Source organism: Pauljensenia sp. UMB3104, assembly GCF_030217285.1.
Taxonomy (GTDB): domain Bacteria; phylum Actinomycetota; class Actinomycetes; order Actinomycetales; family Actinomycetaceae; genus Pauljensenia.
Genome location: NZ_JASONN010000019.1, coordinates 23515 through 38036, shown reverse-complemented (window position 1 = coordinate 38036; position 14522 = coordinate 23515). Strand labels below are relative to the sequence as shown.

Sequence of the window (14522 nt, the reverse complement as noted above, 5' to 3'; positions counted from 1 at the left end):
CGCGCCAATGGGCACAACACCACCAATAACAACCAACAACCCTCAAAACACCCGGTCCACAAAACCAGACCAGGCCACTGTCGTGCGTGAGTGCGGCGAAGTTCTATGACTTACCAGTCGCCACTGGGGAACTCCCACAGCGGACTCATTTGTCGGTCAGACACAGCCGCGGAATGCACTTCTCAAAGCTCCGCCGTTTCGACGATGTATGCGTCCACTGGGAGCCGGTCCTGAGCGAAGAAGAAGAACGAACACATGTAGCGAGCATCGGGACAGTCTTGGAGCGAGTGCTCGTCTGCATGCCGCTGAAGGTGTCTCTCCCGATGCTCGACGCTGCGCGCAATCGTGGCCTCTACGACGTCTCGACGCTCGCTATCCCTCCAACCGGCAGCCGACTGCCTCACCTCAGAGAAGCGCTTTCCCTCTCGTCGGAACGCGCCCGCTCAATCCTCGAAACTGTTGCCCGCTTGCAGCTCATTGACATGGGGCTGACACCGCAGGTCGGGGTCTGGATCGAAGGAGTCGGCGAGGTCGACATGATCATCCTCGGCTTCATCGTCATCGAGGTGGATGGGTGGGCCTTCCATTCATCGAAAGAGCAGCGCGAGAAGGACCTCAAGCGGGATCGAGAACTTCTCAGGCGCGGATACGTGGTCCTTCGATTCACCTATGACGACGTCATGAATGGCGACTTTGCGCGAGAGGTCCCGGTATCGGTGGAGGCCCTCCTTCGCCTCGTCCCCGACACCGGAACGGAAGACGCGCAGGCCGCAGTGAAGAACGCTGGCTTCCTTGACATCCTGCGCGGATACCTGCCTAGCTATCACCCGCTCTAGCTATCACCCTTAACACTAATTTCGCATGCAATTCCCCCACTCCTCTTTCAACATTTGAAATCAGATCGTTGAAATCATGCGGTTTTCGCGAGGTCCCGAATGGTACCTCAGAGGGAATTACGTGCGAAATTTAGAAGAGACAGGCACCTAGACAGCCTCGACTACAAGACGCCAGTCAGCGCGCGGAACGTGCCGAGGCGCCATGCCCGCCAGCACGCCGTGCCCGCCAGCGCGCCGTGCCCGCCAGTTAAGAAGCCGCGCCCGTCAGCGCACCAGATCAACAATGACCGGGGTGACCCGCTCAATGACCTCGAGGGTATCCAGGAAGTCCTGATGCCCGCCGTACCACGGGTCGGGCACGTCGCCGCTGCCCTCGGGGTCGAGGTCGCGGTACAGGCAGATGCGCGGGGCATCGACGGAGAGCAGGTCGGCGGCAGACGCAGGCGCGCCCTCGTGCTCGATGCCCGCGCGATCGGCGAGGCGCTCCAGCACACTCAGATGCCGCGAGGTCATGGCCAGCACGAGGTCCCACTCCCCCAGCTCGCCGGCGCGGATCTGGCGCGCGCGATGGTCGGGCACGGCGTACCCGGCGTCGCGCAGCACGCGGGCGGCGCGGCGGTCGATCGGGTTGCCGGCTTCTTCGTCGGACACGCCGGCGCTATCGACGACGACGTCCACGCCGGCGCGCGCGGCGGCCTGTTCGAGGATCGCGTGGGCCATCGTGGATCGGCAGATATTGCCGGTGCACACCATGAGGACGCGGGCGGGGCGGGTCATGATCGTTTCCGTTCGTTCGGGGGTGGGGGCGGGTACGAGGCCGGGGCGGGCTCCGGCGGGCGCAGGGTCAGGCGGCAGGCTGGTCCGCGCGCACGTGCGCACACACACGCAGGCGCGCAGAACCCGCGAGCCCGCGAGCCTCAGAGCAGCGTCAGGTAGGCGCGCACGGCCTGGGCGCTGTGGGCGGCGGCGCGGGCACCATCCATGTGGAAGGCCTGATCGGCGGTGGGGCCGCACAGGTCGGAGACGGCTCGCAGCGAGATCCAGTCGACGTCGGAGGACCAGCAGACCTGGGCCATGGCGCAGGTTTCCATGTCGGTGCCGATGGCGTCGGGGAAGCGCTCGCGCATGGGGCCGACGTTGGCCTCGGTGCAGAAGGAGTCGGAGGAGACGATGCGCCCGCGGCGGACGGGGTGCTCGATGAGGCCGCGCAGGATGGGCAGGCGTTCTTCGGCGGCTTCGGAGGTGGTGTAGTCGACGGGCATCTGGGGGACCTGTCCCATGGCGTAGCCGAAGGCGGTCGCGTCGGCCTGCCCGTAGATGGCGCGGGTGCCGGCGGCGATGTCGCCGACGTTGATGTCGCGGGCGAGTCCGCCGGTGGTGCCGGCCGCGATGACGATGGGGGCCTCGACGAGGGTGAGGGCGCGCGCAGTCGCGGACGCGGCGTTGGCCAGGCCGATGCCGGAGGTGACGACCAGGACGGTGCGTCCTTCGAGGATGCCGAGCACGAAGCGCTGGGTCTTGTGGGTGCCCGCGAGGATGGCCTGGGGCGTCTCGTCGTCCCCGATGGGCGCGAGCTCGTGCAGGAGGGGCGCGGCCTCCATGTCCATGGCGGCTTGGATGACGGCGTCGACGCGGATGCGCTCGGGGAAGCTGAGGTTCATAGGTCCCATCGTAGGGGACGAGGCCCGCCCCGGTCGCGCTCGCCTCGCGCGGGGGTGGCCGCGCTGTATGTGTACACCCCCTTTCCTGGGCGCCCCTAAAGTCGCATGCAATTCCCCCGGGTCAGTTTTTGACACTGCCTAAAAACGTTGCAATTCCAACGACTCGATTTCAATGTTTGAAATAATCGCGAGGGAATTGCATGCGACATTGTTGAGGAACCACAGGGCCGGGTCGGGGCCGTGAGCGTCGGTAGCACGGCGAGCACGCGCCACAGGCGCGGCGGGGAACGCCACAGGCGCGGCGGGCACGCGCCACAGGCGCGGCGGGGAACGCCACAAGTGCGGCGGGCACGCACCACAGGGGGTGCGAGAGCGGGACCGAGCCCCGGCCTCGTGCGAATCAGGCGGTGCGGCGGCGCGCCCACGCGCACGCGCCGGCCAGGCCGAGGAAGGCGGCGCCGAGGCCGAGGTAGGGGTAGATGCCCACCGAGCCGGAGTTGGGCAGGACGCCGACCTGGGTGTCGACGACGCGGATGGCGGGCAGCGCGGCGGCGCCGGTGCCCGCGGCGGGGATGACGCGCACGGAGGTGAAGCCCTCGTCGGCGCCGAAGTCGGTGGTGATCACCGTGGAGGCCGAGGCGTCGGTGCCCACCTCGATGTGGAAGGGGACGGCGCGGGGCAGGAGGACGTGTCCGGCGGGGGCGCGGGTTTCGACGAGCCAGTAGGTCTTGCCGGTCTCGAGGGGCGCTGTGACGAACTGCGATTCGCCGTCGGAGACGGAGACCGGGGTGCCGGTCAGGGCCTCGTTGTCGTAGATGGCGAAGGCGGCGCCCTCAAGCGGGTAGGTGCCGTCCTCGTTGGCCGTGCCGACGGGCTGGGTGCCGGCCTTTTCGATGCGGATGGTGCGCGGGCGTGCGGGCGCGCAGGCCTCGTTGTTGGCGGCACCGTCGTGGTCGTAGGGGCCGGTGACGGAGTTGTAGAGGCCTCGCTTGGGGGTGAGGCGCCCGTTCGAGGGGAGGCACTCGAGGGCAGCCTCACTGTACCCACGAGCGGCCTTATCGCGGGCGACGGTCATGCGGATGAACCAGGTTGCAGACGCCCCGGGTTCGACGGTGGTGCCCTGGGTGAGGACGTAGGTGGCGGCGCGGTTTTGCGCGCGGGCGCTGCGCAGGCCGTCGAGAGAGGTGGCGATCGTGGCGGAGCGCAGGGTGAGGCCGGGCGCGAAGGCCGGGGTGTCAACGAGGCGGCCGGTCGTTCCCGCGATGGTGCCGTCGTTCGTGGCGGTGACGCGGTAGGTGACGGTGATCGTGTCGCCCGAGGCACCCTCGACGCTCTCCACGGTCTTGTCGATGCGCAGCTTGGGGGCCTGCTGCTGGATCGTGAAGTTGCAGGTGATGGGCACGGCGGCCGCGGTCTTGGCCGGGGGAACGTCGGAGAAGTCGATGCCGCCGGTCATGGGGTCGCGCGTGACGTTGACGGCCTCGCCGATGCCGTTGACGCAGTTAATGTCGGTGAGTTCCCAGCGCGCCGAGTTCGGGTCGTCTGAGACCTTCCACGGGCCGAAGTAGCCGGGTTCACCGAAGCGCAGGGGGCGGCGTCCGGGGATGCGCGGGCCGGTCTCGGCGATGACGAACTGGGAGTAGCCGGGGATGAAGGCCTGGTATCCCGAGGTCACGGTGCCGTCCTTGCCGTAGCCCGTGGGGGTCAGAGGGCTGTCCTCGAAGGAGGACCAGTCGACGAAGCCGGAGGCGTTCTGATCGGTGGCGAGGGGTTCGCCCGTGGGCGATACGAAGTCGCCGATGCCCAGCGTCGTGAAGCTGAAGGAGGGGATTGTGCCGCCGATCGCCTCAGACTGCGGAGTGACAGTCTTCGCGATGCGAATGTAGCGCTCCTGGCTGAAGGTGGCGTACAAGCACCCGTAGGAGCTCTTGTTTTCCTTCGAGCTGAAGGTGGAGACGGGGGTAACGCCTTCGGGCGGCGTCGCCGGGCAGGTGCCGTCGGCGCTGGGTGTGAAGCCGGCGAGGACGAGGCGGTACGGGATGCCGTCGATCGTGACGGTCTTGTTCGAGGTGGTCCGCGAGATCGTTAGCACGTCGTCGGAGTTGGGGCTCTGGTCGGGCGCGCCCGCGGCGTCCGGGTAGGCGGCCGGGTTGTTCGTGTAGATGTCGCGGTTGCCTCGTCCCTTGCCGACGTGGCGGTAGCAGTACCAGACGCCCGGTCCGGCGTCGCGGTTGAGGGCGGCGTAGGGCGCGTTGGCGGGGCAGGAGGAAGGGCCGCTGGCGCGCGAGGCGAGCATGTAAGCGCCCTCGTCACTCAGGGCCGCGGTAGTGTCGGTGTCGTCTTCGGTCTCCTCCTGGTCGAAGGGGAAGGAGTCCTCGATACCGCCGATATTGACGTCGATCGTCGAGTGCACCCACTTGTTGGCCGACAGCACCTGAAAGTTGTTGTGCCGCACGGTCCCCAGCAGGAAGGGCTGGCCGATGGGGACGTTACCGGGGTTGTTCGGCTTGTATCCCAGGGCGTTGGTGTCCTGCGGCGAGATGACGCCGGTACTCACGGGGTTCGCGGCGGGCAGGCCGCGCGCGATGTAGGTCCAGTAGTCCCCGGCCGCGACGCTCGCGTCCAGCATCGGCTGGGCGACTCCGGCCTGGAAGGGGGCCGAGGACTGAGCGGGGTCTGCGGGATCATAGGGGCCCGCGCCGCGCACGGTTCCCACGTAGGCGTTATCGGGAACGTTCGTCGTGCGGTCCGTGGCCGAGCCGTTGATGACGGCCGCGCCGAGGCGCCCACTCGATGAGGTAACGGGGACGGTGCCGCCGCCGGGTGTTTCCAGGGTCGCGTCGGCGTCGGCGCGTTCGGGGGCGACGAGGCCGGCCAGAGCCGCGGTGGTCACGAAGAGGAGGGAGGACAGTGTGCGCGCAACGGCGCGACGAGGCCGGGGTTCGGTCTGCGCGTCCGTGGCGCGGCGGGAGCGGGCGCCGCAGGGGTGGTGCTCCACGAGCCCTCCAGAGTGTTTGACAGTTACTCAACGACTCTAGCGTAGATGCGCGCAGGCGCGCGGGTGAGCTTGCTCGCTCAGTCCCGCGCGCCTGCGCGTATCAGGTGGCCGCTCGCGGCCACGCAATGAGGTCGTTTACTGCTTGCCGCGCTCCTCGAGCATCTTCTTCAGGGCGGCGGTCCGGCCCGCGTCGATCTCCGCCTCGGAGATCTGCTCGGCGGAGGCCAGCAGGTCGGGGGTGGCGGGCGCAGCGCCAGCGTCAGCAGCGCCAGCGGGAGCAGGGCCAGCGAGAGCAGGGCCAGCGGCAGCGGCGCCGGAAGCGCCAGACGCGGGCTCTGCGGCCGCAGGATCAGTGGAAGCAGGCGCACCGGGCTCAGCGGCAGCGCCGGACTCAGCCCCGGCCTCGTCCCCGGAATCAGCGGAGGCGAGCGTGCCAGCGGCAGCGGCACCCTCGAGTGCCTGCGGCTCCTCGTCCTTACGCTTGCGCGAGCGCAGCCAGAGGATGCCGGCGACGGCGAGAATGACGACGACGGACGCGAGGACCGCGATCATCCACGGCTTCATGACGGAGCCCTTGACCTGCGCGGCTTCGGCGGCCACGGCAGCCTCGTCCATGGGGACGCGCTCGCCGGTCACGAGGAGGCGGTGCGTGTTGACACCGTAGGGGGTACAGGTGATGAGGGTGGCGAGGTCCTTGCCCTCGACCTTGTTGAGGGACTCGGTCTCGTGGGGCAGGACGACGCGAATGTCGGTGACCTGGTACTTCAGGTGGCGCCCGGCGGTCTCGATGTAGAAGTAGTCGCCCATTTTGACGCTCGTCAGCTGGTCGAACATGGTCGCGTTACCCAGGCCGGTGTGGCCGGTCAGGACGGTGTGCGTGGACTCGCCGCCGACGGGCAGGGCGGTGCCGAAGAGGTGGCCGATGCCCTTGTCGAGCGTCGCAGTGTCGGTGCCGTGGTAGATCGGCAGGTTGACGTCGATCGACGGGATCTTGATGGTCGCCATGACGTCGTTGAGGTTGAGCTGGCTCAGGTAGTCCTGGTACTGAGCGGTGCCGGGGCGCTGGGCGTCCAGCCAGGGGTCGAGGATCGGCGACTCGGAGGCCTTGAGGTTATATTCGTCGGCGCGGCGCAGGGACTCGGCGACGGCGTCGGGGCCGGCCTGCTCGGCGACGGCGCTGAATTCGGAGGCGATGCGTTCCTGGCGCTGGTTGTTGTACTGGGTCGCGAAGACGGGGTACAGGAGGACCAGGATGCCGGCGAGTAGCAGGATCGGCGGCGCGATCGTCAGGAGACGCCACTTGAGGGGTGTCTTCTTCTTGTCGGGCGCTTGGGTGCTCACGCTTTCTCCGTTCATTGCCGAGGCCGTGGAAGTTTGTCTGGTTACAGGGTAGTACCGCTTGGGGGCGGTGTGCGGGCAACGCGAGGGGGGTGTGGACCCGCGGGTCTACACCCCCCTGTGTGTCGCTAGCTAGCGAGGATCAGGCGTCGGCCTGCTCCTTGCGGCGCTTGTTGGCCAGCGCGATCGCACCGGAGCCGCCCACGAGGAGGGCGCCAGCACCGATCAGGACGCCGACACCGGCAGCACCGGTCAGCGGCAGGTTGAAGCCACCGTTGTGCGGGACGTCCTTGACGGTCGTCGCGAGGGTGTAGGTGTTGTCCTCGGTGGAGTTGGTCTGCAGGACCTGGAAGGCGATCGGGCGGGTCTGGAGCTCGAAGCCTTCGGGGGCCTTGGTCTCAACGAGGCAGTAGTAGCCGGGGTTGGTGACGGCCTCGTTGTTCTCCCAGTCGTTGTTGCGCAGGCCGTCGATGGTGACCTCGCCGTTGTCGTCGGTCGTGTAGGTCGTGGTGCCGGCGGGGCTCAGCTTCTCATCGAGGGTCGCGTCGACGGACTCGAAGTTCGCAGTCGGGGTGGCCTGAGGCGTGCACTTGTAGACCTCGAACTCAGCGCCCTTCAGCTTGGTGGCGGGATCCTTGGCGGAAACCTTGGTGATCTTCACCTTGCCGAACTTGGAGACGACCTCGGAGTTCGGGTAGTCCGGCGGGGGAACGGTGCCCGAGTTGGGGGTCCAGCCGTTGGAGGGGGCGTTGGGGAGCAGGATGGCCTTGTTCTTGAACAGGCCGTCGGACTCCACCTTGTCCTTGACGGTGCCGGACAGGTCCATCTGGACCTTGGTGGTGTCGTCCTTGCGGTTGTCGAGCAGCTTCTGGCGGCCCGCAGCGGTGAACTCGGCGGTCCAGAACTTGGTCTTGCCATCGGTGCCGTCGGCGGCGATCAGCTTGTAGTCGGTGTCCTTGGCCAGGGCGACCTCGCCGGTCTTGCCGTCGATGATCTTCAGGGCGATGTCGGCCTCGGGCAGCTCCACGCGCTTGTCGTACTGGTCGACGACGTCGTAGTAGTCGAGGGCCTCAGCGGCGGGGATGTCCGACTTGATGGTGTAGGAGATCGCGGAGCCGATGGCCGGGGTGGTATCGTCCTTGACCGTCTTCTCGATGCCAGCCTTGGAGTTCTTCGGGTAGGCGTGGACGTCGTAGACCCACTTGTTCAGCTCGGTCGGGTGCGTCATGGGCACCGTGATGATGAAGGGCTTGGAGCCGACGTAGCCCGCGGGGGTCTCGGTCTCGGTCACGACGTAGGCGCCGAGGGGGAGGCCGTCGAAGGTGGCCAGGCCGTCGGCACCGGTGGTCTTCGCGACGGCAGCGTCGGTGCCGCCAGCCTTCGCGGTCTCAACGTTGCCGTTGTAGCCGGCGAGCTTCTCCCAGCCGGCCTGCGTGGTGAGGTCGACGGTGGTCAGGCGCTCGACGGTGAACTTGGCGTTAGCCAGCGGCGTGCCGGTGGCGGTGGGATCCACCAGGCCGTTGCCCTCGGTGGTGCCGTTGGTGGCGTCCTTGACCAGCTTGTGGATGGTGATGGAGCCGGTCTTGGTGGTGTCGAGGTCGACGAGCGAGGGGGCGCGCGTGACGGTGGCAGCGAGGCCGAAGGCGGGTGCAGCCTGGGTCGCGGAGGTGGCGGCGGGCAGGGCCAGCGCGCCGGCGGCGACGGCGAAGGCTGCGAGCAGGCTCAGGCTGCGGCGGGTCTTCGTGGTGCTCATAGGTGTTCTTTCTCCTGTGTGTGTGATTTCGGGAGTTTTTTCTGATGGTGGGTCTCGTGGTCACGGGACCTCATGGGTGGCTCAGGCGGTTGCCTTGCGCCTCTTGGTGGTGACCACGGTCATCACCATCGCCCCGGACATGAGCGCCGCTGCGACGCCGATGTAGGGGTAGATTCCGGTGCTGCCGGCCTTGGGCAGCTGGCCAACCTCGGTGTCCTTGACAACGATGGTGGCCTTGCGGGTTCCGGCTGCCAGGAAGCCCTGGGGGCCGGCGAGGGAGGAGGCCTCGGAGGAGAAGGCCTGGACGGCGCTCGTGGCCCACTTAGCCTGGTCCCTCAGGTCGGCCGCAAGCTCAACCGTGGTGCCGGAGCCGCTGGGTCGGGACGTCAGCTTGAACTCGAGAGGCTGGGGCAGCAGGGAGTGTCCCGCGGGGGCCTTGGTCTCGACCAGCCAGTAGGCGGTGTCGAGGTTCAGGTCGCTGACGGACCAGTAGTAGCCGTCGGTCGCGTTTCCCTGGGTCAGGGTCTTGACCACGGTGGCGTTTGCGTCGGTATTCGGGTTGGCGTTGTAGATCGCGAACTCAGCGCCAGACAGCGGGTAGAGCGGCATGTTGTTGGGGCCCGTGTACTGGTTCGAGGCATCCGCGAAGGTCTTGCCCGTGTTCTGCGTGCCGGCCTTCACCACCACGAAGTCGTGGGGGACGGTGGGGCCACAGGCCTTGTTGTTATCCGTGCCGTCCCAGTCCTTGCCGTTCTCAGCCAAGACCTCGTTGAAGAGGCCGTAGCCGGCGGCGGGGACGTTCCCCCTCGGAGTCGAGCAGGCCAGGTCGGCCTCGTTGTAGCCGGCGGCGGCGGGGTTACGGACGACCGCGAAGCGGATCCAGTATTCCTTGGTGGCGCCGGCAGCGAGCTCGACGCCGTCGGTCAGCGTGTAGACGCCGTTCGTGGCGGTGGCATTGGACGCGGAGTCCAGGCCGGCCTTCGTTTCGGCGATCTTCGCGGACTGGATTTCCAGGCCCTTCGCGAAGTCGGGCTTGTCGGTGAGCTTGCCGGTGTTGGCGGCCAGCGAGCCGTCGTTGGTGGCGACGATCTTGTAGTCCACGGTGAAGCTCGTGGCACCGTTGGCGCCGCCGTTGTTCTCGATGGTCTTCTGGACGCGCAGCTTGGGTGCCTGGTATTCGTTCACGAACGTACAGGTGATGGGGGCTGCCTCGTTGGACGCTGCGCCACCGACGTTCTTGAAGTTGATGCCGCGCTCGGTCTTGGTCACCGCGACGTCTTCACCGATGCCGTTGACACACTTGATGTCCTTGAGGTTCCACTTGTCGTCGCCGCCGGTGTTGATCTCCTTCTCCGTGATGGTGAAGTCGGAGTTGCCGACCTCGAAGGGGATGAACGTCGAGTCGTACTTCGCCTGGCCCTCACCAAAGCCGGTGGGGGTCAGGGACGCAGCCGGGTCGGCTGCGGAGATGTACGAGGTCTTGGCGGGAGCGGAGGAAGCCGTGGGCTTCGAGACGGTCACCGTGCCGGTGGTCGCCGGCGTGCGGTCGGTGTTGTCCGCCCACGCGTCACCCGTGGTCACCGCGAAGTTGGCAGCAGGGATCGCCGGGTTGGCGCCCGCCGGGTCCTCGACGGCCTTCGCGATGCGCACGGAGCGCTCCTCGGTGATGACGCCGTAGAGGCAGGCGTAGTTAACCGAGAGTTCCTGCGTCACGAAGTAGTCGGTGCGCTTGGCATCCGCCGCGGGCGTCGCCGGGCAGTCGGCCGTCGGGATGGAGTTGAAGTTGTCCGGGGTCAGGAAGTTGGTCGCATTGTTCGCGGGGACAAAACCCCACAGGTGCAGACGGTAGGTACGACCATTCTTCGTGAACGTACGGTCCGAAGCAGTCTTCGTGAGCTTGACGGTATCGGAGACATACGGGTTTTCATTGACGTTACCCTTGGCACCCGGCCAATAGCGAGGCGTGACCTGTTCCTTCACGAGCTGGTTGTACGGCTGCTCCGCACCGCCGTTATAGTACTGGCTGTACAGGTCGTAGTCACCGTTGCCCTCGCCCACGTACTTGACGCAGTACATGCGTCCCGAACGGGATTCAGGCTTGTTGACGTAGCCCTGCGAGCGGTCGGCCGCGTTGACCGGATCCGGCTCGTAGGCGGGACCGATGAACTCACCAACGGCCGCGTATCCGGGACGACCCGCTTCACCATTAAGAACAAGGTCGCGAGGGAGCTTGTTGTTGATTTTTTGGGTGGCATCCCAGCCGTTTTGACCAAACTGGGGAAGGCAGAAACCGGCCACGCCATCCGTCTTCACGTACGCGCCGCCCTTGCGATACATGATCGTCGAGGCCAAGGTGTTAAAGGACTCGTAATTGACAAACGGGTACGACTCACCGGTATCACCAGGAATCAGCCCCGTCAGCTGCAGATCGAGGGACGAGTGCAGGTACTGCTGAATTTGCTTTGTACCGCCGATCGGCAGGTTGTTGTGGCGGATCGCGCCGAGCAGGAAGGTCTGACCAGGCTCGACCTGGCCGGGGTTGTTCGGCTTGAAGCCGATGGCGCTCTGGCCGTTCACCCAGATGGTCTTATCTCCGCCGTTGTTCCACTTGTCGTAATGGGCCTGCATCCAGTCCTTGGAAGCCTGCGTGTCACCAGGACCAGTGTTGTTCGTCTGGTCATCCCACTTCCAGGGCCAGCCGCGCGCAATGTAGGTCCACGCATCATTTGCTTTCGCGTAGGGGCCACCGAGCGTGGTCGTCAGCGGATCCTTACTCGTGCGCACACGATCCTCGGTCATACCCTTGACGATGCCGTAGCGGATGAAGTTGTTGTAGTCCGTGCTCGTGTCGGTCTCGGAGTCGTTAGTTACGCCTTTACCCATCCATGCAGAGACCTCACCGACATCGATCTTGGTGGCGGCAGGCTCCTGGGCGGCCTGAGCCGCCTGGGGGGTGGCGACCTGGGAGACGACCAGCGTACCGGTAGCGGTTGCCACGACGGCCAGGGCGGCCAGGGCGCGGGACGCGACTCCTGCTCGCTTGGTCCGCGCGTGGCCTGCGCGCGCTCGACTCGTTGCCATTAATCGCTCTCCTTGAAGACTCTTGCTTCGCTGTGTCGCACTCGGGGGGACATCCCGAGAGGTTTTTCCACAACCTTGATGACTCCCAGACTACGACGCGGTTACTGAAAAATGCAACCCAATTTGTCCAACTCTCCAAGTGGGCTACCTTACAGAAAAATAGTCAAGCGATATTTCCGCAGGATAAAGCGGTTTTACCTATTGGTATCAGTCTATGAAACTGTCTCATGTGACCTATTTTTGGCTTTTTTAACGGATGGCAACAAATCAAAATGTGGAACTTGACTGCGCTTGACACATCCACGACAACCAACCGAAGGTCCTATTTTCACAGCGGTATCGCCCACCAAGCGTCAAGTACCGCAAGGGAAACCGCGCTGTCCCCACCCTCGAACTTCTATCCACACGCGTCGGCGCGCCACCGGCACGCCCACGCACCACACCCCGTACCCCACCACACCCCGCACTACATGCCCCATCACACCCCCGCCCGCGCCACACACCCCACCACACCCCCGCATCACACCCCCGCATCACACCCCTGCACCACATGCCCCATCACACCGCCGCACCACGCGCCCGCACCACACACGCTCCCGCACCATCACCACCCCAAAGTCGCATGCAATTCCCCCACGGCACGAATCGGCGCACGCTTAAAAACCGCGGAATATCAACGATCCGACTTCAAAACTTGAAACATTCTCAGGGGAATTGCATGCGAAACTGCTACGCCTGAGGTCGCAGGGACCAGCCGACCACACCCCGCTCGGAGGCCGCCGCAAGGCCTGCGGTGTGGCTGCGGCGCTCGTGGGCGGCAGAGCCAGGGCGGCAACACGCGAACGACAAGCACGCCCGGAGGCCGCCGCAGGGCCTGCGGTGTGGCTGCGGCGCTCGTGGGCGGTGGCAGGGCCAGGGCGGGCCTCGAGATCGACCACTCCGAGCGAAGCTCGCGGAGCGGACGGCTCGCGGGCGGGCAGGCCTCGCGGCGGCCGGAGATCTGGCGGGCCAGCGGCCGGGAATCTGGCGGGCACCACCCACAACAGGCAGCGTCCCGGGCGGCTGCTGCACAATAGTCCCCATGGATCTTCGCCCCGTCGCCCTCGGCACATCTGTTACGACATACGACCCGTCGCGTCCCACGCCCGCAGCTATCGTCTCGGGCGAGGTGGCCGCGCACGATGCGCCGCACCCGCTGTCGGTTTTCGACATGTTCCGCATCGGTATCGGGCCGTCCTCGTCGCACACGGTGGGTCCGATGCGCGCGGGGCTGGCGTTTACGACGGAGCTGACGACGCTGAAGCCGCCCTCGCACATCACGATTGACCTGTTCGGGTCGCTGGGTGCGACGGGCCGAGGGCACTCGACGGACCGCGCGGTCCTCCTCGGCCTGGCGGGCTACGACCCGGAGACAGTGGACATCGAGACGGTGGAGTCCATCCTGCCGGCCCTGGCCTCGTCGAACATGCTGACGCTGCCGAGCGGCACGCAGGTCCCCCTCAACATCGCCGAGGACGTGCGTTTCGCGGCGCGCACCATCCTGCCCTATCACGTGAACGCGCTGACGATCACCGCCTCCGACGAGGACGGCGCCACCATCCTGGAGCGCACCTATTATTCGGTGGGCGGCGGCTTCGTCATGATCCAGACGAATGACGACCCGCAAAACCCGGAGGTGTCCTCGCTCGCGACGAGCCAGGCGGGCGTCGGCATCGACGTTCCCGCGCCGCACCCCTTCGCGTCGGGCGCGCAGCTGCTCGCCGCGTGCGACGCGTCCGGCCTGAGCATCGCGGACCTCGTGCGCACGAACGAGGAGGCGGTGCGACCCCACGAGACCGTCAACGCGTACTTGGATCGCATCGCCGACACGATGTTCGACTGCGTGGACGCGGGCACGTCGGCGGCGGGCATCCTGCCAGGCGGCCTGGATGTGCCGCGCCGCGCCCGCGCGCTCGCCGGAAAGCTCGCGGAGCGTCTGACGGGGAGCCAGCTTTCCACGGACGAGGCCGGGGCCCCCTCGGGCGCATCTCCCGCGGCGGGTGCCCACTACCCTGCTGCTCGCGCCTGGGTGTCGACGGTTGCCGATCCGATGCGTGCGATGGACTGGGTGAACCTCTTCGCCCTGGCCGTGAACGAGGAGAACGCGGCCGGACACCGCGTCGTCACCGCACCGACGAACGGCGCGGCCGGCGTGATCCCCGCGGTCCTCGGCTACCTGGTGACTCACTGCCCGGAGACGGGGTCGACGCCCGGCGTGGCGGCGGGCCCTGCGACGGAGGACGGCGCGGTGACCCCGCTGGCGCATATTCGTATGACGGCGGACTCCTCGGAGGATTGCTCGGATGATCCCACGTCGCCCGAGGCGTGCGCGGCCCGCCGCCGCGCCCTCGTGCACGATTTCCTGCTGGCGGCGACAGCTATCGGCGCTCTTATTAAGACGAACGCATCCATCGCTGGCGCGGAGGTTGGCTGCCAGGGCGAGGTCGGGTCGGCCTCGGCGATGGCGGCCGCCGGACTGGCGCAGGCCCTCGGCGGCACCCCGCAGCAGGTGGAAAACGCGGCAGAGATCGCGATGGAACACTCGCTGGGCCTGACGTGCGACCCGGTGGCGGGCCTCGTGCAGGTGCCGTGCATCGAGCGCAACGCGATCGCGGCCGTCAAGGCGATCAACGCGGCGCGCATGGCCCTGTGGGGCGACGGCCGCCACACGGTGAGCCTGGACGTGGTCATCGAGACGATGCGCCAGACCGGCAACGACATGCTCTCGAAGTACAAGGAGACCTCGGAGGGCGGCCTGGCCGTCAACGTCGTGGAGTGCTGAGGCCTGCGGGGCCTGACTGCGGCGCTGAGCGTGG

Annotated in this window: 8 protein-coding genes; 2 read left to right on the top strand and 6 right to left on the bottom strand. The window is 66.8% G+C overall.

What is annotated here, in order from left to right; genetic code table 11:
* Positions 1 to 173: 173 nt before the first annotated feature.
* The gene (locus tag QP415_RS08680; RefSeq protein ID WP_034475111.1) at positions 174 to 836 is read left to right on the top strand and encodes an endonuclease domain-containing protein; all 663 of its coding nucleotides are present in this window, start codon (positions 174 to 176) and stop codon (positions 834 to 836) included.
* A gap of 264 nt (positions 837 to 1100) precedes the next feature.
* On the opposite strand, the gene QP415_RS08675 is transcribed toward QP415_RS08680, so the two are convergent.
* The 6 genes from QP415_RS08675 to QP415_RS08650 form a co-directional block, all read right to left on the bottom strand.
* Positions 1101 to 1613, bottom strand: a complete 513-nt coding sequence (locus QP415_RS08675; RefSeq protein ID WP_048675769.1) for a low molecular weight protein-tyrosine-phosphatase — start codon at positions 1611 to 1613, stop codon at positions 1101 to 1103.
* A gap of 140 nt (positions 1614 to 1753) precedes the next feature.
* The gene (gene mtnN / locus QP415_RS08670) at positions 1754 to 2497 is read right to left on the bottom strand and encodes a 5'-methylthioadenosine/S-adenosylhomocysteine nucleosidase (protein WP_016460802.1); all 744 of its coding nucleotides are present in this window, start codon (positions 2495 to 2497) and stop codon (positions 1754 to 1756) included.
* 400 nt (positions 2498 to 2897) lie between these two features.
* Positions 2898 to 5495 carry a SpaA isopeptide-forming pilin-related protein gene (locus QP415_RS08665; protein ID WP_285099715.1) on the bottom strand — a complete coding sequence of 866 codons (2598 nt, stop codon included), beginning with the start codon at positions 5493 to 5495 and terminating at the stop codon, positions 2898 to 2900.
* A gap of 135 nt (positions 5496 to 5630) precedes the next feature.
* Positions 5631 to 6836: a class C sortase gene (locus QP415_RS08660; RefSeq protein WP_285099714.1), complete on the bottom strand. Its 1206-nt coding sequence runs from the start codon at positions 6834 to 6836 to the stop codon at positions 5631 to 5633.
* A gap of 139 nt (positions 6837 to 6975) precedes the next feature.
* Positions 6976 to 8586, bottom strand: a complete 1611-nt coding sequence (locus QP415_RS08655; protein WP_285099713.1) for a SpaH/EbpB family LPXTG-anchored major pilin — start codon at positions 8584 to 8586, stop codon at positions 6976 to 6978.
* Between the two features lie 81 nt (positions 8587 to 8667).
* A complete protein-coding gene (locus tag QP415_RS08650) occupies positions 8668 to 11667 on the bottom strand; it encodes a prealbumin-like fold domain-containing protein (protein WP_285099712.1) in 3000 nt (999 codons plus the stop codon).
* 1081 nt (positions 11668 to 12748) lie between these two features.
* Here QP415_RS08650 and QP415_RS08645 point away from each other — a divergent pair.
* A complete protein-coding gene (locus tag QP415_RS08645; protein WP_285099711.1) occupies positions 12749 to 14488 on the top strand; it encodes an L-serine ammonia-lyase, iron-sulfur-dependent, subunit alpha in 1740 nt (579 codons plus the stop codon).
* Positions 14489 to 14522: the final 34 nt, after the last annotated feature.